The following is a 16,616-nucleotide window of genomic DNA, read 5'->3' as shown; positions in this document are numbered from 1 at the left end:
TCACGATCAGCGTGGTGGCGAAACGGCAATCCGTTGCACACGTGTGCAACGCGGGCGGCGCATCGAGCCGCCTGAAGCGAACGCCATTGTTCACGCCGATCGTTAAGGATTTGTGGCAGGCGGCCGCACGCCGCATCCATACCCGTTCAGAAGTTCACGCGGATCCCGCCCATCACCGCCAGCTGCCGGTTCGAATTGCTGTTGCCGAGCACCGGAATCTGCGCGTAGTTCACCGCCTTGCCGTTCGCGTCGGTGCCGAGCCCCGTGCCGCTCGCGAGCTGCCCAATCGCGACCGCATACAGCGCAGTGCGCTTCGAGAGCTGGTAGTTGGCGCCGAGGTTCACCTGGTGGAAACGCGTCGTGCCGCGGCCATCGGTATGCGCCGCGTTGAAGATGTAAGCGACGGCGCCTTGCCACGCCGGCGAGAACATGTACGACACGTTCAGCTCGCCGATGTCGAACGTGAACGCCTGCGCGCGCGGCTGCGCGGGCGTCGAGAAATAGCGGCTGTCGCCGAGGCGCGTATGCGTATACGTCAGCGCGACGGTCGCATTGCCGAGCGCCACCGACCCGCCCGCGCCGAACGCGCGCATCGACGCGGCGTCCTGCAGCAGGCAGTACATCGCGCCAGGGTTGCTGCACGCGAAGTCGCCGATATAGCCGTTCGCGCCGCCGAGCGCCGCATCGAGCGGCTGGCGCAGGTTCAGGTAGCCGAGCGCGAGCGACACCGGCGCGCGATTGTACGACACGGCCAGCGCATAGCCGCGCTTCGCGGAGAAGTCCCCCGCCTGCCCGCCGAAGCTGAACGTGCCGCCGAACGTGAGCCCGTTGAAATCGGCGCTCGTGAACTTGACCGCGTTGTTGAAGTTGAACGCGGCGTTCAGGTTGTCGACGTCGCCGAGATGCGAGCCGTACGGCGTCGCCCAGTTGTTGCTCGACACGTACGCGCCGAGCATGTCCGTATACGAGTCGTACTGCCGGCCGAGACCGAGCGTGCCGAGCCCGTCCTGCCGCAGGCCGACCCACGCCTGCCGGCTGAACACCGCGCCGCCCTGCAGCGCCTGCCCGCTCGCGGACAGGAACTGCTGTTCGAGCGTGAACACCGCGTTCAGCCCGCCGCCGAGCGGCTCCGCGCCCTGGAAGCCGAACCGCGACGGCACGAGGTTGCCGCCGCCCATCTGCCACGCATGACCGCCGCCGACGCTGCCGTCCGCGCGCGTGAACTGCTGGTTCGTCGAGTAGATGATGCCGGTGTCCACGGTGCCGTAGAGCGTCACGCTGCCCGAGGTCTGCGCATGCGCGTGCATGCACGAAACCGCTGCTGCCACGGCGGCGGCCAGTCTCGTTCCAATCGTCATGTCCCGTCCCCTGTCGTCCATCGCTTCGCTCTGCGAATCGATGGGGTTGATGATGTGGTGACGGGACTCTATCCAGCGAAAATTCCGGACCTCTATCGCAAATCGGCAAACGGACGGGGGATGGCGCTCACGCGGGACGCAGCGTCTGCGACGGCAGCTCGCCGAACAGGTCGCGGTACTCGCTCGCGAAATAGCCGAGGTGCGTGAAGCCCCAGCTTGCGGCCGCCTCGCCGACGCCGAGCTGCTGCGCGGAGGTCGTGCGCAGCAGGCGCCGTACCGCGTTCAGGCGGATCGTGCGCAGGTAGGCGACGGGCGTCACGTCGGCGACGCGCTGGAAGCTCGTCTGCAGCGTGCGGCGGCTGCAGCGCAACGCGCGGCACAGTTCGAGCACGGTGACGGGTTCTTCCGGCCGCTCGCGCAGGTGCTTCTCGCAGCGGCGCACGATGTCGCTGTAGGTCGCGTGCGTGATGTCGCGGCGCTCCGCGCCGATCCCCTGGTCGAGCGCATCGAGGAACATGCCGAGCATCGCGTCGCGGAACATCCGGCGCGTCGCCGCGTATTCGAGGCAGCCGGGGTTGCGCTGCGCGGCGTCGATCAGCGCCGACAGCCGCTCGCCGAGCGCGACGCCCTGCGCGTCGGACAGCCGCGTCACATGGTGCAGCCTGCGCGCGCCGGTCGCGCCCGGGCCGGCCGCGCCTGAGCCGGCCGCGCCGAACTCCGCGTCGCACAGCTCGTCGATCATGTCCGACGCGGCGCTGATGCCGACGAGCCCCATCCCTTCCGGCGTATGGAATTCGAAATCCTCGTCGGCACGCAGCGCGAGCAGCGCGTAGCCGTCGACCGGCTGCCCCTGGAAGGTGCCGACGAGCGGCACCGACAGCGGCACCGCGAGCGACGTGCGGCCGGCCGGCGCGACGCCGGTCTGCGCGACGCGCCGGTTGGTCGTCTCGCGGAAGAAGTGGAAATCGTCGTACAGCACCTGCGTGACCGTGCCCTTGAACCGGCCCGGCGTCATCTGGCGGTACACCTGGCGCCAGCCCGCGATGGCAAGCCCGTGCTCGTGGACGTCTTCGTGTGAGCCTGACTGGAACTGCATCGGCGCCTCCGCTAGAACCCTGATCCCTTTGCGCGCGGCCGCCGGCATCGAGCGGCGGCACGCGACGCCACAGCTTACCTGCGCAAAAACCCGCGCAGTGCGCGCTGGAACGCCATCACGGCCGCCGACAACGCGGCGGCCTGCTCGCCGGTCAGCCGGACGTAGCGGCGAAACGACGGCATCCGGCTCACGACCTCGCTGCCGCCGAACGGCACGACGGTCAACGTCCAGCGTCCGTCATGCGCGTCGAGCGTGCAATCCGTCAAATGCAGGGGCCGCAGCGCGTCGGCGAGCGACGGCTCGGCCATCAGCGCCGCGACCGTGCGCGCGAAACCGGGGTCGCAGCCATCCCGGAGCGCGGCCCGCACGCCGGTGCGCCGCAGCCAGCCGGTCTGCGCGACGCGCGCGCTGCCGTGCGCGGCCGGGCCGCGCGTGGTCACGGCAACCCGCAGGCTGACCGTATGCATCAGGAACTGCCGCGCGACCTGCTCCGCGACGCGCACCCGCACGCCGTTCGGCAGCCTCGCCACCCCACTCGCCCCGCCGTCGCCGTCGCGCGCCGCGCGCAGGTCGGCCAGCACGCGCGCGGCAGTCGCGCCGGGCCGGTAGCCGGGCGGCGGCGCAGCGGGCGCGGCGCGCCACCGGGCGAGCGCGGCCTTCATCCGGCGACGTGCTCGTTGCGCAGCACGTCCTCGACCGGCACCGGCCTGAACGGATGCCGGCGCTGCACGACGACGGTCCAGAACAGCGCATACAGCGCGGTCAGCCCGAGCATCGCGCCGAACGGCACGTAGATGTCGCGCGGGTTCATGCCAGGCGGCGTGATGTACCAGATCGCGAGCACGATGCCGACGCTCGACACGATCTGCGGCAGCGGGAACCACGGCGAGCGGTACGGGCGCGGCAGGTCCGGCCGGCGAATCCGCAGCATCACGACCGACGCGGTGACGAGCAGGTACGCGGTGCCCCACGCGCAGGTCGCCGCGAGCACGAGGTGCAGGATGCTGTCGAGGTTGCCGTTGATCAGCCATGCATGGAAGATCGGCACGACCGCCGCCGCGACGATGCCGACCACCGGCGTCCTGAAGCGCGGATGCAGGTACGCGAAGCAGCGCGGCAGCGCGCCGTCGATCGCCATCCCGTACAGGATGCGCGGCAGACCGGCCATCAGCGTGTTGATCGTCGCGGCGCCGGCAAACAGGAACGCGACGCCGAACCACACGCGGCCGAACGGCCCGAGCACCTGCAGCGCGAACGCGGGAATCGCGCCCGGCGTGTCGAGCAGGTGCGTGAGGCCGTCCGCGCCGACCGGCACGTTCGGCACCTGGCGGCGGATCGCCGCGCCGTAAAGGAACATGCAGATCGCGACGCCGACGAGGCCGAGCGCCATCGCGCGCGGGATCGTGCGGCCCGGCGCCTTCATCTCCGGCGCGAGCGGCGTGACGAACTCGCAGCCGACGAACATGAACATCGCCATCCCGACGAGCGACAGCACGGCCGGCAGCGACGTGCCGATCTCCGAGCGGCCGAACCAGCCGTCGAGCTGCACGGCCGGCGCGGCCGCGATGCCGAGGATGCCGAAGATCATCAGCGACAGCCACATGCCGGCCGTCAGCACGATCTCCAGCTTGCTGAACACCTTGATGCCGATGATGTTGGTGATCGCGAACGTGATCACGAGGCCGACGCCGACGAGCCACGAACTGTTGTGCTTCTCGAGCGCCGCGTTCAGCGATTCGAAGTTGACGAGCGCCATGATGCCGCTCAGGATCGTCTCCGCCGTGCCGGCGAACACGTGGACGAGGAAGTACGCGGAGATCGTGCCGGTGATCGCCCAGAAGCGGCCGAGCCCGCATGACAGGTAATCGTAAACCGAGCCCGCGGTCGGCAGCATCGCGGCGGCTTCGGAGAACGTCGTCGCCTGCGCCTGCATCATCACGAACGCGATGAGCATCGCGACCGCGAATGCCCAGCCGCCCATCCCGAAGCCCGACGTCGCGGTGAGAATCACCGGGCTCGCCATGATGAGCCCGACGGCGCTTGCGAGCGCGGTCGGGAAGCCGACCGCGCCTGCCTTCAGCGCCGTGCCGCCTGCCTCCGCCGCCGGCGCGCCGGCCGATGCCTCCGTTGCCGCGCTGGTAAACCCTGACGATCCCGACATCCTAGTCTCCGGTTTGATCATTCGATGTCGAAAAAATACGCAGGCAAAAAAACCTTGAGATAGCGCAAATCGGCAAACCGGCGGGCCGCGCGCGCACCGCCCGCCCCGCTGCCTGACGCCGTTACGCGAACGGCACGGTTTCGAAGCCGGCCGCGAGCGCGTCGACGATCCGGTCGAGCTGCTCGCGCTGGATCACGAGCGGCGGCGACAGGATGATCTTCGTGCCGACCGGACGCACCAGCACGCCGTGCTCGCGCGCGACTTCGGCGACCGCGTTCGCGTAGCCGGACAGCGGATCGATCGGCTCGCGGGTCTGCTTGTCCGCGACGAGGTCGAGCGCGAGCATCAGCCCCTTGCCGCGCACCTCGCCGACCGCCTCGAAGCGCCCGGCGAACGGCTGCAACGCTTCCAGCAGGTACGCGCCCTGCTTCGCCGCGTTGGCCGGCAGGTCCTCCTTCAGCACGATGTCGAGGCTCGCGATCGCGGCCGCGCACGCGACCGGATGGCCCGCGTACGTGTAGCCGTGCATGATCGCGCCGCCGAAATCGGCGTTCTCCGCGAACGCGTCCTCGATCCGCGCATTCACGGCCGTCGCGCCGAGCGGCACGTAGCCGGACGAGATGCCCTTCGCGAGACACATGATGTCCGGGCGCACGCCCCAGCCCCGGCTGCCGAACAGGCTGCCGCTGCGGCCGAAGCCGGTCACCACTTCGTCGGCGATCAGCAGCACGCCGTAGCGGTCGCACACCTCGCGCACGAGCGGCCAGTAGTTGGCCGGCGGCACGATTACGCCGCCCGCGCCCTGGACAGGCTCGGCGATGAACGCGGCGACCGTGTCGGGGCTCTGGAACAGGATCTCGCGCTCCAGCAGCTCCGCGCAGATCCGGCCGAGCGCTTCGGGGTCCTGCGTGAACGGGTTGCGGTACAGCCACGGCGTCTCGACGTGAAAGCAGCCCGGCAGGTTCGGCTCGTAGTTGCGGCGGAACACCGTGTTGCCGTTCACCGACGCGCCGCCGAAATGCGTGCCGTGGTAGCCCTGCTTCAGCGAGATGAACTTCGTGCGGTCCGCCTGGCCGCGCACCTTCCAGTACTGGCGCGCGATCTTCAGCGCGGTCTCGATCGAATCCGAGCCGCCCGAGCTGTACAGCACGCGGCGCATCCCTTCCGGCTCGAGCATGTCGATCAGCAGCTTCGACAGCTCCTCCGCGCGCGGGTGGCTGATTCCGTCGAACAGCTGGAAGTATTCGAGCTCGTCGAGCTGGCGCACGATCGCGTCCTTCACTTCCTTGCGGTTGTGGCCGACGTTGACGTTCCACAGGCCCGCGACGCCGTCGACCAGGCGCTTGCCGGTTTCGTCATAGACGTAGCAGCCGTCGCCGCGGACGATGCGGATCGGCGCGCGCCGCTTCATTTCGTTCGGGTGCAGCATCGGGTGCCAGAATCGGGCTTCGTTGTAGCTCATTGCAGTCTCCGCTTTCGGATGGGTGTGCAGGGCCGCGCCGCGCGTCAGTGCGCGATGCAGACGGATTTGGTTTCGGTGAAGCCGTCGATCGCGTACTGGCCGAACTCGCGGCCGATGCCCGACTGCTTGTAGCCGCCGAACGGCATCGACGGGTCGAGCGGGATGTGGCAGTTCACCCAGACCGTGCCGGCCTCGATTTGCGGCACGAGGTTCATCACGCGCGTCAGGTCGTTGCTCCAGATGCTCGCGGCAAGCCCGTACGGCGACGCGTTCGCGAGCCGCACCGCGTCGGCCGCGTCGTCGAACGGCAGCACGACGACCACCGGGCCGAACACCTCGTCGCGCACGATCGCGCTGTCGGGGCGCGGGTCGGCGATCACGGCCGGCTTCACGAAATAGCCGGGCAGGCCATCGGCGGGCGTGCCGCCGGCGAGGAACGTGAGGCCGTCGCGGCGCGCCTGTTCGATGTGCCGGACGACCTTGTCGCGGTGGTGCGCGGACACGAGCGGATTGACCTGCGCGGCCGTGTCGAGCCCCGGCCCGAGCTTCATCGATCGCGCGATGCCCGCGAGGCCGTCCGCGAGCTGCGCGAACTTGCTGCGGTGCACGTAGATCCGCGACGCGGCCGCGCACACCTGCCCCTGGTTGAAGAACGCGCCGGCCGCGACGCCGTCGAGCGCCTGCATGACGTCGACGTCGTCGAGCATCACGATCGGGTTCTTGCCGCCGAGCTCGAGCGAGAAGCGCGTCATGTTCTGCACGGCCGCCGCGCCGACCAGCTTGCCGGTCGCGGTCGAGCCGGTGAACGAGATCTTCGCGATCGACGGATGGCTCGCGAGCGCCGCGCCGCACACGCGGCCGCCCGTGACGACGTTGAACACGCCCGGCGGCACGCCCGCTTCCAATGCAAGCTCGGCGAGGCGCAACGCGGTGAGCGGCGTTTCCGGCGACGGCTTCAGCACGATCGTGCAGCCGGCCGCGAGTGCGGGCACGAGCTTCCACACGGCGATCATCAGCGGGAAATTCCACGGCACGATCGCGGCGACCACGCCGACCGGCTCCTTGCGCGTGTAGGCCGTGTAGCGCGCGCCCGGCGGGAACGGGATCGACACGTCGAGCGTCTGGCCGGTGATCTTGGTCGCCCAGCCGGCCATGTAGCGCACGTATTCGACGCTCGCGCCGACCTCGACCGCGCGCGCGACGTGGATCGACTTGCCCTGGTTCAGCGTTTCGAGCTGCGCGAGCGTTTCGGCGTCGCGCTCGATCAGGTCGGCGAGCTTCAGCAGGATGCGTTCGCGGTCCGCCGGGCGCAGGCCGCTCCACACGCGCGCGTCGAACGCGCGTTTTGCGCTGGCAACCGCGCGCTCGACGTCGTGTTCGTCGGCATCCGCGACCGTCGCGAGCCGTTCGCCGGTCGCCGGGTCGTGCACGTCGAGCCGCGCCGATGCGTGCGCGGGCTGCATGTCGCCGTCGATGAAGAGGCCGAAGTCGCGCGCGACGAAGCGGCGCACGGTGTCGCTGACGGCGACGAAGGTCGATGAGGTCATGGGTGTCTCGATGAGGGTCCTGGCGAGGCCGCGTGACGGGGCACGCGGGCGTCGGACCACTGTATCGAGCGCGTTGGGGATGCCGTGAGCGCAAATTGGCAGCGCGTGGCGGACGTATCGCCACCCCGCGCCCCGGCCGGCGCACACGACAGGCGCGGCAGATTCCGCTTCGGTGCCGGGCTATTCTCCGATCGCGTGAACACCCGGCCGTGCGTGACGCATCGCCATCCGGATACTGACGACGAGCCCCACGGTCAGCGGTACGAGCATCCATTCGAGCCCGATCTTCATCGCGCGCGCATGAGCGGCCGCCGTATGGCTATCACCCAGCGCGCTGAAGAACGCGCCGCCGATGCAGGCCGCCGCGAACGCCGCCCCGATGTAGAGCGTGGCGACGATGGCGCCGGCGACCATTCCCGCTTGCGCGGCGTCGACGTCCGCGAGCACGATCCGCTGCAGCGACGGCAGCGCCATGCCCTGCCCGGTGCCTGCTATCAGCAGGCCGACGTAAAACGGAAGATCGGGCGCGCCGCCGCCGAGTTGCGTCGCGCCGATCGCGAAGCCGCCGGCGAGCAGGCCGAACCCGAGCGGCATCAGGCCGTCGCCGATGCGGCGCGCGAGCCAGGGCGTCGCGAGCGGCCCGAGCAGATAGCCGGCGCCGTAGGGCGCGAGGCCGAGACCCGACTGCAGCGGCGACCATCCGAGGCCCTCCTGCAGATAGAGGCCATACATGAGAAAGAACGCGGCGATGCTATAGAACAGAAACGCCAGCAGCAGCCCGGTCGAAACGACCGGACGGCTCAGCACCGACATGTCGACGAGCGGATCGCGCGCATGTTGCGCCGTCCGGCGCTCGATCCGGACGAAGGCCGCGAACGCGGGCACGCTCAGGCCGAGGCTGCATGACGTCCACGCCGGCCAATGCAGTCCGGGGCCGACCGCCAGCAGATAGATCAGCAGCATCAGGCTGACCGTCAGCGAGATCATGCCCGGCACGTCGATGCGCGCCCCGCGCTCGGCGCGGCTCTCCGGCAAGTACCGCCACGTGCCCGCCAGCGCGAGCAGGCCGATCGGCACGTTCACCAGAAAGACCACGCGCCAGTCGAGTCCCCACGGATAAAGCTCGATCAGCGCGCCGCCACCGATCTGGCCGGCGATCGAAGCGAGCCCGAACACGAATCCGTAGAGGCCCATCAGCCGCGCCTGCATCCGCGGCGGGAACACGGTGCGTATCGACGCGAGGACTTGCGGCGTGATCAGCGCGGCGCTGACGCCCTGCACGATGCGGCCCGCCACCAGCCACGCGCCGCTCGACGCGAGGCCGCAGAGCGCCGACGCGGCGACGAACGCCGCGATCCCGATCATGAAGATCCGCTTGCGGCCGTACAGATCCCCGAGCCTGCCGCCGGTGATCAGCACGACCGCGTAGGCCAGCGCGTAGGCCGAGACCGTCAGCTGGAGCTGCGCGTCGCTGGCCTTCAGGCCGATGTGGATCGCGGGCAGCGCCAGGTTGACGATGAAGTAGGCGAGCGGCGGAAGAAACACGCCGGCATAGAGCGACGCGAGCGCGAGCCGCTGCCGGAGGGGCGATGCTTCGAGTGTCATGGGGGTAGTCGAAATCGGGTTGAAATCGGGTTGGCGTCGCACACACGATAACGACGGGTGGCACAATCCACTATGGCCACTTTTGAAAACCGATTCAGTCCACTTTGCCGATCATGAGCAAACGCGCCACGCCGCCCGTCTGGGGCGCCTTCGCCCTCGACCCCGCGTCGGCCCTGCCGTTTCAGGAACAGATTGCCGGGCACCTGAGGGACGCCGTGCTGCGCGGCCTTCTGCGTCCCGGTGCGCGCTTGCCGTCGACGCGTTCGTTTGCCGCCGAGCTGGGCGTCTCGCGCCAGACGGTCGTGCTCGCTTACGACAGGCTCGTCGCCGAGGGCTATGCGCACGGGCGGCGAGGCTCGGGCATCTACGTGCCGGACGTGCTGCCCGAGGATCTGGCGCCGCCCGCGGCCGATCCGCGCGCGAGCGCCGCCCCGTCGGGCCGCGCGGCGTACCCGGCGCTCTCCGCGCGCGGGCGCCGGCTCGTCGGCCTGCCCGTCACGCCGGTGCCGCGCGGGCCGGGCCTGCTTGCGCCGGGCACCCCCGCGCTGGACGCATTTCCGTACGACACGTGGGCGCGGCTGTCCGCCAGGTTCTGGCGCAGCCGGCCGGCATCCGACCAGCTGGGCTATGCCGATCCGGCCGGGTATCGGCCGCTCAGGGAGGCAATCGCCGAACATCTGGCCGTGACGCGCGGGATGCCGTGCACGGCCGACGACATCGTGATCACCTCCGGCTCGCAGCATGCGATCGAGCTGGCCGCACGCCTGCTGACCGACGCGGGCGATGACGCCTGGATCGAGAATCCGGGATACGTCGCGGGACACAGCGCGGTTGAAGGCGCCGGCGCGCGCGTCGTGCCGGTGCCGGTCGATGCCGAGGGCCTCGACGTCGCCGCCGGCGAGCGGCTCGCACCCCGCGCGCGTCTCGCGGTCGTGACGCCGTCGCATCAATACCCGCTCGGCGTGACGATGAGCCTGCGCCGCCGGCTTGCGCTGCTCGCCTGGGCCGAGCGCGCCGACGCCTGGATCGTCGAAGACGACTGCGACGGCGACTATCGCTACGCCGGCCGCCCCCTGCATCCGCTGCGCGCGCTCGGCCGGCAGTCGGCCGCGAGTCGCGTGGTCTATGTCGGCAGTTTTGCGAAGATGCTTGCGCCTGGCCTCAGGATCGGCTTCCTGATCGCGCCGCCGGGGCTCGCCGACGCCTTCGCGCGCGCCCGGGCGCTGATCGACCGGCAGTCGCCGACGCCGCTGCAGATCACGCTGGCCGAGTTCATCGGCGAGGGGCATTTCGCGTCACATCTGCGCCGGATGAGGATGCTCTATGCGGAACGCCGCGACGCGCTGCTGACCGCGCTCGGGCACTATTGCGCGGATGATCTCGATTGGGGCAGCCGCGCGCCCGACGCCGGCCTGCATCTCGTCGCGAAGCTGCGTCGCGCGACCACGGCGAACGCCGATCTCGCCGTATGGGAGACCGCGACGACGCTCGGGCTTCAGACTCCGCCGCTTTCGCCGCATTACCGCTGCGACGGCCAGGCCGGGCTCGTGATCGGCTTTGGCGCCACGCTGCCGGGCAACATGCGAGAGGCAGCGAGACGGCTGCGCCGCGCGATTCGGGCGCAGGGTCCCCAGGCGGGTTGATCGACGGACAGCCGCGCTGCGCCATCTGTTCAGGCGCGGCGCGATCACCGCGGCGGCGATGAAAAATCAGTCACTGGCGTCCATGCAACCGGCGAGGCCGACCAATTCCTTTTCGGTCGCCCTGCCCGATGTGAACAGGCAGAAACTGGCGCTGATCTCGCTTTCGAACGCCATCAGGAAATCCGGTTCACCGTCCCGGTCAAGGTCGCCTGCCCATATCAGGACGGCCCGAAACGGCGGGGTGCTCCCGTCGAAGTCATGCAGGATCGACCGCTTGCCGTTGCCTTCGACGACCACGGAGCCGGATGGGGTATAGCGCAGATCGTATTGGTGGCCGCGAAACCCGACGCGCAGCGGTTTGGCGTGAGGTTCGATCGTTCTCTCCTGGTTCGAGAACGCCATGTTCGCCGTTTCGACCTTGCCTTCCTTGAGCGGTTTGCAATGAAACAGGGCAATGGCTTTGCCCAGATCGGACGTGACGTCGACCACTTGGTCGTTCCATTGCGTCGGTTCGAACCGGATGTGTGCCGGCGACAGCGCCCAACTGTTCCGGTGCGGCGCGAGCCCGAGCCATCCGTCCTGCGGATAGTCGCGGGCATCGCCGACGTCGTCAACCGAGATCCGGGTCGGCTGCAGCACGACGCACGTGTCGAGGGCGCGCGCTTGAGCAAAGGCCGCGGAGGAACAAGACATGGCGAGCAGGAGAGCCAGCAGCGGTTTGGTGTTCATGGACCTGCAATCGCCAGGAGTTCGATGTCGGGATCGCGATTATCCGCCGATTCACAGGAACAGCGCCCCGACCATCTCGGTCCGGTTCGACACGCCGAGCTTGCGGTACATCCGCATCAGGTGGGTCTTGACCGTCGGCTGGCCGAGCGCGAGATCGCGCGCAATCTCCTTGTTCGAGCGGCCATCGCGCACGAGGCGCGCGATCTGTTCCTCGCGGTAGGTCAACCGTTCCTCGCAGCCGATCCGGTGGATGCCGCGCCGCGCGCGCAGCAGCGGGCTCAGCGCGGCTTCGGCGACCGGTTGCAGACGCGCGAGCGAGTCGATCTCGCCCGGCGCGAACCGGCCGGCCACGCCTTCGCCGGCCGCACCTTCGCCGGTCGCACCGAAGCGCAGCAGCGAGAACGCGCCGACCGTAACGCCGGCGTCGCGCAGCCAGATTTCGACCACATCGGCGACATCATGCCGGCGCAGGAAGCGGGTCCAATAGGCGGATGCTTCGCGGCGTTCGTCAGGCAGTTGCGACGCGAGCGTGACGACCGCGCCCTCGCCCGCCGCGCAGCGGGACGGATGCAGCGGATCGAGCATCCGGTAGCGGGCGACATAAATGCGGTGCATCGATTCCGGCATCCCGAACAGCTCGAAATCCGCCGGCTCGCCGCTCGCGTCGAGCCGGTAAAACACGATCGCCGATGGGCTCGCGAATGCGTCGAGCGCGTCCACGCAAGCGCGCAGCGCACGCTGCCAGTCGGCTGCGGCGGCGTCGGAAGGAACGGATGTGCTCGGCGTGATGGACATCGGCAGGCGGGCAGACGCGTCGGATGTCGGGGCAGACTACAGACGGCGGGGAGCAACGCGTGAGCGCAAATCGGCAAATCGCCGGCGCGGCCGACATCGGCCCTGATTCGACAAACGTCCGCTGTTATTTCTCTGTTTGGCGTACGATTGCCATCGCTACCAGCAGAGGGGCTCTGCCATGCACATCGCGATACTGACCTTCGACGGATTCAACGAACTCGACTCGCTCATCGCGTTCGGCATCCTCAATCGCGTCAAGAAGCCAGGCTGGCGCGTCTCCATTGCGAGCCCAACAGAGCGTGTCCGCTCGATGAACGGAGTGGCGCTCGAATCACAGGCGTCCCTGAGCGACGCGAATGCCGCCGATGGCGTGATCGTCGGCAGCGGCATACGGACGCGGGACATCGTCGCTGACGAAGCGTTGATGGCGCGGCTGCAGCTTGATCCTTCCAGGCAGATGCTGGGCGCGCAATGTTCGGGCACGCTCGTGCTGGCCAAACTCGGGCTGCTGGACGGCGTATCGGCATGCACCGATCTGACGACGAAACCCTGGGTCCAGGAGGCCGGCGTCGACGTGTTGAATCAGCCGTTCTTTGCCAGCGGGAACGTCGCGACCGCCGGCGGGTGCCTGGCGTCGCACTATCTCGCTGCCTGGATGATTGCCCGCCTCGACAGCATCGACGCCGCGCAGGATGCCCTTCGCTATGTCGCGCCGGTCGGGGAAAAGGACGACTACGTCACGCGCGCAATGGGGCACGTCTTGCCGTATCTGCGAGAAATGCCCGCGACTTGACGACGATGCCAACCGCCTCCGCCCGTCACCGCGCCGCGAACGTGTCGCACGCGCTCAATTCGCCCGACTCGAGGCCGCGCCTGAGCCAGTAGACGCGCTGTTCGCTGCTGCCGTGCGTGAAGCTCTCCGGCACCACGTAACCCTGCCCTTGCTGCTGCAAACGATCGTCGCCGATCGCCGCCGCCGTCTTCAGGCCCTGCTCGAAATCGCCGGGCTCGATGAGCCGCTGGTTCGCGCGCTGCGCATTGTTCGCCCATACGCCTGCGAAGCAGTCGGCCTGCAGTTCCATGCGTACCGACAACGCGTTCGAGCGCGCTTCGCTCGAACGGCGGCGCGCGGCGTCGACCTTGCCGGAAATGCCGAGCAGGTTCTGCACGTGATGGCCGACCTCGTGCGCGATCACGTACGCCTGCGCAAAATCGCCGCCCGCGCCGAAGCGCCGGCGCAGGTCGTCGTAGAACCCGAGATCGATATACACCTTCCGGTCGCCCGGACAGTAGAACGGGCCCATTGCGGTTTGCCCGGTGCCGCAGGCCGTCGGCGTCGCGTTCGTGAACATCACGAGCTTCGGCGGCTGGTACTGCTCGTGCAGTTGCGTCGAGAAGATCATCGTCCAGGTCCGCTCGATATTGCCTAGCACCTTGCGGGTAAATACCGCCGCGCCGGCGTCGGTCGCCGGCGCGCCCTGATGCTGCGCCGGCGACTGGGCCTGCTGCTGCCGCCCGCCCTGCAGCGCCGATGCGCCTTCGAGGACGACGCGCGGATCGACCCCGAAGAAATACGAGGCAGCCAGCGCGACGACGATCGTGCCGATGCCGATCGTCGCCCGCCCGCCGCCGAAGCCGCCTCCGCCGCGGCGATCTTCGACGTTCTGGCTTTCGGTTTCGTCGTCCAGCCTCATTGCCGGCTCCCTTCCCTGTCGTTATGCCGGCCGGATGGATGGATCCGCCGGTCAAGTAAAACCATCGTGGCATGCGGCGCCGGGCAGCCTGGCATGTGCACTTGCTCGAACATGCCGCTGCGCGGCGACCGGACCGGCGAATCGTCGCATTGATTCATCGCATCGATGCTCACGTTGCGTTGGCGCAGATGCGCGGCCGGCACAATTTTGCCGACTTTCGACGACTTGTCGCAAAAATACCAAGCATAGAGCGATCCGCCGCGCGAGATCGTCAGCTATTGCAAAATCTGGCTCGGCAGGTGGTCCTTCGGCACGAGTTTCTCGAGCGCCACCATCTCGGGTTCGTGCTGCGACAGGAGCGGTTTGTTCGGCATCCGGCTATAAAAACGGATTCATCGCAGGAAACCGTGGAGGGTTTGACGGCGATTGCGTAACCTGACGCCCGACCTCAAGGAAGTCACGGGGCAGAATTGCTTGATCCAAGGCACTTCAAGCACTGGGCTGCTGGAAAAGCTATCGACCGGAGTGGGCGCCCTGGACGTAGAGGTGAAAGCGCTCGCTGTTCTGAACCGCGGCGCGATGCGCGCTACTCGTCTGCATCACCATGCATCAGCTGTCTTGCAGCGCGTTCGACGATCCCTTGGTCAGAAATTGCAAATTCCGGGGCATCCATTTCCTGACCAAAGCAAATCATGCCGTAGAGCTTCCTGGCATTGCGCGACCCAAGGTCGATCCTCGCCGGCTTACCGGTGCCGGAGTCGCTGTACCCGACTGCCGTCATGTGCTCGTCCAGCAAGATTACGTGTTGAGTATGGGCTTCCGGAACACGGTCGCGGCACTTGATCTCCGCATGAGCCATGCGTTTGCCGAAATGTTACGCCTGCGACCGTTTGAGGTTCGCGATACACGGCCCGGAGCCAGATTGAATGCACGTCGCCCTGCGTACTCATGCTGCTGACGTCTGCAAGCGATCCTGACCGCCCATCCGCCGCCTTTCCGAGCAGGCGCCAGTCTGCTCCTTCTGCTGTTTGATACACAAACAGCTAGGCCAAATATATTGACGCGGCGAGTAGATTCATACCTCTCGATCCCGATCCGGACGCGCGCTTGTGAATGCATAGTCGCTGAGCCACACGCGGGGTAGCGCCGACTCGGAGAGCACGGCGAAACCTGAACCGTCGTCTCGTCGCCGTGGGGATCAATGGCTGCGATAGCGGCATCCTTGCGTCCGCAATCGTGGATAGCGGACGCAAGCGAGATGCTTTTCAGCCCCATGCGCCATGTGCGGAGAAACTCGTGCTTACGAATTGGCAACTTCAGTTTGGTCTCATGTAGCGATCGAAATTTTCGATGTAGTCGTCAAGATGCACCTCCAGCGCCTTCTTGTATTCGTCGCAGAAATATCGGACTGTTTCTTCACGCATCGCCGCCATGTCTGCGCCAGATGCGTGTCCGCATGCACTAACCCAAGCGTTGAATCGTGCGGCTGCATACATCATTGACGCACTTACTTTTCCACGACCATCTACGGTTTTGAGTTGCTCGTTTGACAGGTTAATGTGTGCATCGGCGCGATTGTAGAAATCCTCATCAACATCCATATCCCCCCCAAAAGTCTCCGCTGCACGAAATGACATTATTGCAAGTCATCACAGGCCGCACTCATTAGCCAGAGGCTCTTCAAACGGCCCATATGCCTGACTGCCCGTCGTCGCACCGCTGCCGTTCGCCTGCGCCACGATGCTGCCCTGCGAGTTCGCGTACAGCCAGTTCTTCGCGGCCGCGCCCGAAATCCGCCGAACCTTGCCAGTCATGACCATCGTGACCATTCCTGATACCCCGCTGCTCAAAAATGCAGCGGGGTCGGGACGAAAACCTGGGCCCAATTCAAGTCGAAAAAACCTTCACACGCGGGACAATTCTCGGCGGGCGGCCATAGCCGCCCGCCGAGGCATCCGAGTACGGCACAACCCGTCAGAACAAGAGTTCCTTCCCCTCATCTTGGAACCGATCCATAAGCGCATCATGCCCACGCTGCCGGCGAAGCTCCCACTCGTCCTTTGTTAGCGGCACCGCGAGATAGAACCGCGTTTGCTTCCCATCGATCGTGTAGCCATCCGGTACTCCCTCGCAGTCAAGGGAAGTAGCAGTTCTCAGCAAGATCACGGCGTACGGCATGTCAGCGCCTTCCGGGGCTTGATCAGGCACCACAACAACTTCGCCGAGGCCAAGCGGCATGGATGTCTCTCGCTCGTAGTCCTCCAGATTCGCCAAGATCCGCGCAGTGTCGTTTAGCCTCGTCCGCGTCAGGGCGATAAAGACACTACGAGAATAGCTCGGCAATGTGAAGATCACTCGCGTTGTCCGATCGGACGACTCAATGGATGAATGAGCCACCCGGTACTTTCCGGCAAACTCACCGGACAAAGAGAACTCCAGCGAATCGACATCGTTACCAATCGGTAGTCTGTCAAAGAGAAATGTCAAAACAGCGGCTTGGTACTGTTCAAGCTTCATCACATCGAT

The 16,616-nt window shown here is 67.3% G+C and carries 17 protein-coding genes; 3 read left to right on the top strand and 14 right to left on the bottom strand.

Features of this window, described 5'->3' with window-relative positions:
• Positions 1-146: 146 nt before the first annotated feature.
• The 7 genes from ACFIMZ_RS24040 to ACFIMZ_RS24010 all read right to left on the bottom strand — a co-directional run bounded on the left by ACFIMZ_RS24040 (position 147) and on the right by ACFIMZ_RS24010 (position 9,229).
• Positions 147-1,358: a porin gene (locus ACFIMZ_RS24040; protein ID WP_431824797.1), complete on the bottom strand. Its 1,212-nt coding sequence runs from the start codon at positions 1,356-1,358 to the stop codon at positions 147-149.
• Positions 1,359-1,485: 127 nt separating this feature from the next.
• The gene (locus ACFIMZ_RS24035) at positions 1,486-2,454 is read right to left on the bottom strand and encodes a helix-turn-helix domain-containing protein (RefSeq protein ID WP_431824796.1); all 969 of its coding nucleotides are present in this window, start codon (positions 2,452-2,454) and stop codon (positions 1,486-1,488) included.
• Between the two features lie 74 nt (positions 2,455-2,528).
• Positions 2,529-3,116, bottom strand: a complete 588-nt coding sequence (locus tag ACFIMZ_RS24030; protein WP_431824795.1) for a DUF3156 family protein — start codon at positions 3,114-3,116, stop codon at positions 2,529-2,531.
• Positions 3,113-4,615, bottom strand: a complete 1,503-nt coding sequence (locus ACFIMZ_RS24025; RefSeq protein ID WP_431824794.1) for an APC family permease — start codon at positions 4,613-4,615, stop codon at positions 3,113-3,115. Before ACFIMZ_RS24025 ends, ACFIMZ_RS24030 begins: the two co-directional genes overlap by 4 nt.
• Positions 4,616-4,736: 121 nt before the next feature.
• Positions 4,737-6,077: an aspartate aminotransferase family protein gene (locus ACFIMZ_RS24020; protein ID WP_431824793.1), complete on the bottom strand. Its 1,341-nt coding sequence runs from the start codon at positions 6,075-6,077 to the stop codon at positions 4,737-4,739.
• A 44-nt stretch (positions 6,078-6,121) separates the two neighbouring features.
• On the bottom strand, positions 6,122-7,624 hold the full coding sequence (locus ACFIMZ_RS24015; RefSeq protein ID WP_431824792.1) for an aldehyde dehydrogenase family protein: 1,503 nt from the start codon (positions 7,622-7,624) through the stop codon (positions 6,122-6,124).
• 180 nt (positions 7,625-7,804) lie between these two features.
• Positions 7,805-9,229, bottom strand: coding sequence for an MFS transporter (locus tag ACFIMZ_RS24010; protein ID WP_431824791.1), 1,425 nt, complete (start codon positions 9,227-9,229; stop codon positions 7,805-7,807).
• A gap of 113 nt (positions 9,230-9,342) precedes the next feature.
• On the opposite strand from ACFIMZ_RS24010, the gene ACFIMZ_RS24005 reads away from it, so the two are divergent.
• Positions 9,343-10,872 (top strand): PLP-dependent aminotransferase family protein, encoded by a 1,530-nt coding sequence (locus tag ACFIMZ_RS24005; protein WP_431824790.1) that lies wholly within the window; start codon positions 9,343-9,345, stop codon positions 10,870-10,872.
• Positions 10,873-10,938: 66 nt separating this feature from the next.
• Here the strand turns inward: ACFIMZ_RS24005 and ACFIMZ_RS24000 are convergent, their stop codons facing one another.
• Positions 10,939-11,601, bottom strand: coding sequence for a hypothetical protein (locus ACFIMZ_RS24000; RefSeq protein WP_431824789.1), 663 nt, complete (start codon positions 11,599-11,601; stop codon positions 10,939-10,941).
• 51 nt (positions 11,602-11,652) lie between these two features.
• Positions 11,653-12,396, bottom strand: coding sequence for a helix-turn-helix transcriptional regulator (locus ACFIMZ_RS23995; protein ID WP_431824788.1), 744 nt, complete (start codon positions 12,394-12,396; stop codon positions 11,653-11,655).
• A 178-nt stretch (positions 12,397-12,574) separates the two neighbouring features.
• Between ACFIMZ_RS23995 and ACFIMZ_RS23990 the strand changes: the two genes are divergently transcribed.
• Positions 12,575-13,189: a DJ-1/PfpI family protein gene (locus ACFIMZ_RS23990; RefSeq protein ID WP_431824787.1), complete on the top strand. Its 615-nt coding sequence runs from the start codon at positions 12,575-12,577 to the stop codon at positions 13,187-13,189.
• Between the two features lie 25 nt (positions 13,190-13,214).
• Here the strand turns inward: ACFIMZ_RS23990 and ypfJ are convergent, their stop codons facing one another.
• The gene (gene ypfJ, locus ACFIMZ_RS23985) at positions 13,215-14,090 is read right to left on the bottom strand and encodes a KPN_02809 family neutral zinc metallopeptidase (RefSeq protein WP_431824786.1); all 876 of its coding nucleotides are present in this window, start codon (positions 14,088-14,090) and stop codon (positions 13,215-13,217) included.
• Between the two features lie 101 nt (positions 14,091-14,191).
• On the opposite strand from ypfJ, the gene ACFIMZ_RS23980 reads away from it, so the two are divergent.
• Positions 14,192-14,524: a hypothetical protein gene (locus ACFIMZ_RS23980; protein ID WP_431824785.1), complete on the top strand. Its 333-nt coding sequence runs from the start codon at positions 14,192-14,194 to the stop codon at positions 14,522-14,524.
• Positions 14,525-14,676: 152 nt separating this feature from the next.
• Here ACFIMZ_RS23980 and ACFIMZ_RS23975 read toward each other — a convergent pair whose 3' ends face one another.
• The 4 genes from ACFIMZ_RS23975 to ACFIMZ_RS23960 all read right to left on the bottom strand — a co-directional run bounded on the left by ACFIMZ_RS23975 (position 14,677) and on the right by ACFIMZ_RS23960 (position 16,607).
• A complete protein-coding gene (locus ACFIMZ_RS23975; RefSeq protein WP_431824784.1) occupies positions 14,677-14,949 on the bottom strand; it encodes a hypothetical protein in 273 nt (90 codons plus the stop codon).
• A gap of 457 nt (positions 14,950-15,406) precedes the next feature.
• Positions 15,407-15,691, bottom strand: a complete 285-nt coding sequence (locus tag ACFIMZ_RS23970; RefSeq protein WP_431824783.1) for a DUF3144 domain-containing protein — start codon at positions 15,689-15,691, stop codon at positions 15,407-15,409.
• Between the two features lie 48 nt (positions 15,692-15,739).
• Positions 15,740-15,919 carry a hypothetical protein gene (locus ACFIMZ_RS23965; RefSeq protein ID WP_431824782.1) on the bottom strand — a complete coding sequence of 60 codons (180 nt, stop codon included), beginning with the start codon at positions 15,917-15,919 and terminating at the stop codon, positions 15,740-15,742.
• A 145-nt stretch (positions 15,920-16,064) separates the two neighbouring features.
• Entirely contained in the window at positions 16,065-16,607 is a 543-nt protein-coding gene (locus ACFIMZ_RS23960; RefSeq protein WP_431824781.1) for a suppressor of fused domain protein, read from the bottom strand.
• Positions 16,608-16,616 lie beyond the last annotated feature (9 nt).

This window comes from Burkholderia sp. F1, assembly GCF_050813845.1.
GTDB classification, from domain to species: Bacteria; Pseudomonadota; Gammaproteobacteria; order Burkholderiales; family Burkholderiaceae; genus Burkholderia; species Burkholderia ubonensis.
This window is presented reverse-complemented; position numbering and strand designations above follow the sequence as displayed.

Bases quoted from the DNA above. Each gene is read 5' to 3' on its own strand.
- ACFIMZ_RS24040 (WP_431824797.1), bottom strand. From the start codon at position 1,358: ATGACGATTGGAACGAGACTGGCCGCCGCCGTGGCAGCAGCGGTTTCG.
- ACFIMZ_RS23970 (WP_431824783.1), bottom strand. From the start codon at position 15,691: ATGGATGTTGATGAGGATTTCTACAATCGCGCCGATGCACACATTAAC.
- ACFIMZ_RS24035 (WP_431824796.1), bottom strand. From the start codon at position 2,454: ATGCAGTTCCAGTCAGGCTCACACGAAGACGTCCACGAGCACGGGCTT.
- ACFIMZ_RS23960 (WP_431824781.1), bottom strand. From the start codon at position 16,607: ATGAAGCTTGAACAGTACCAAGCCGCTGTTTTGACATTTCTCTTTGAC.
- ACFIMZ_RS24015 (WP_431824792.1), bottom strand. From the start codon at position 7,624: ATGACCTCATCGACCTTCGTCGCCGTCAGCGACACCGTGCGCCGCTTC.
- ACFIMZ_RS23965 (WP_431824782.1), bottom strand. From the start codon at position 15,919: ATGGTCACGATGGTCATGACTGGCAAGGTTCGGCGGATTTCGGGCGCG.
- ACFIMZ_RS24025 (WP_431824794.1), bottom strand. From the start codon at position 4,615: ATGTCGGGATCGTCAGGGTTTACCAGCGCGGCAACGGAGGCATCGGCC.
- ypfJ (WP_431824786.1), bottom strand. From the start codon at position 14,090: ATGAGGCTGGACGACGAAACCGAAAGCCAGAACGTCGAAGATCGCCGC.
- ACFIMZ_RS24010 (WP_431824791.1), bottom strand. From the start codon at position 9,229: ATGACACTCGAAGCATCGCCCCTCCGGCAGCGGCTCGCGCTCGCGTCG.
- ACFIMZ_RS24030 (WP_431824795.1), bottom strand. From the start codon at position 3,116: ATGAAGGCCGCGCTCGCCCGGTGGCGCGCCGCGCCCGCTGCGCCGCCG.
- ACFIMZ_RS23975 (WP_431824784.1), bottom strand. From the start codon at position 14,949: ATGGCTCATGCGGAGATCAAGTGCCGCGACCGTGTTCCGGAAGCCCAT.
- ACFIMZ_RS23995 (WP_431824788.1), bottom strand. From the start codon at position 12,396: ATGTCCATCACGCCGAGCACATCCGTTCCTTCCGACGCCGCCGCAGCC.
- ACFIMZ_RS23990 (WP_431824787.1), top strand. From the start codon at position 12,575: ATGCACATCGCGATACTGACCTTCGACGGATTCAACGAACTCGACTCG.
- ACFIMZ_RS24005 (WP_431824790.1), top strand. From the start codon at position 9,343: ATGAGCAAACGCGCCACGCCGCCCGTCTGGGGCGCCTTCGCCCTCGAC.
- ACFIMZ_RS24000 (WP_431824789.1), bottom strand. From the start codon at position 11,601: ATGAACACCAAACCGCTGCTGGCTCTCCTGCTCGCCATGTCTTGTTCC.
- ACFIMZ_RS24020 (WP_431824793.1), bottom strand. From the start codon at position 6,077: ATGAGCTACAACGAAGCCCGATTCTGGCACCCGATGCTGCACCCGAAC.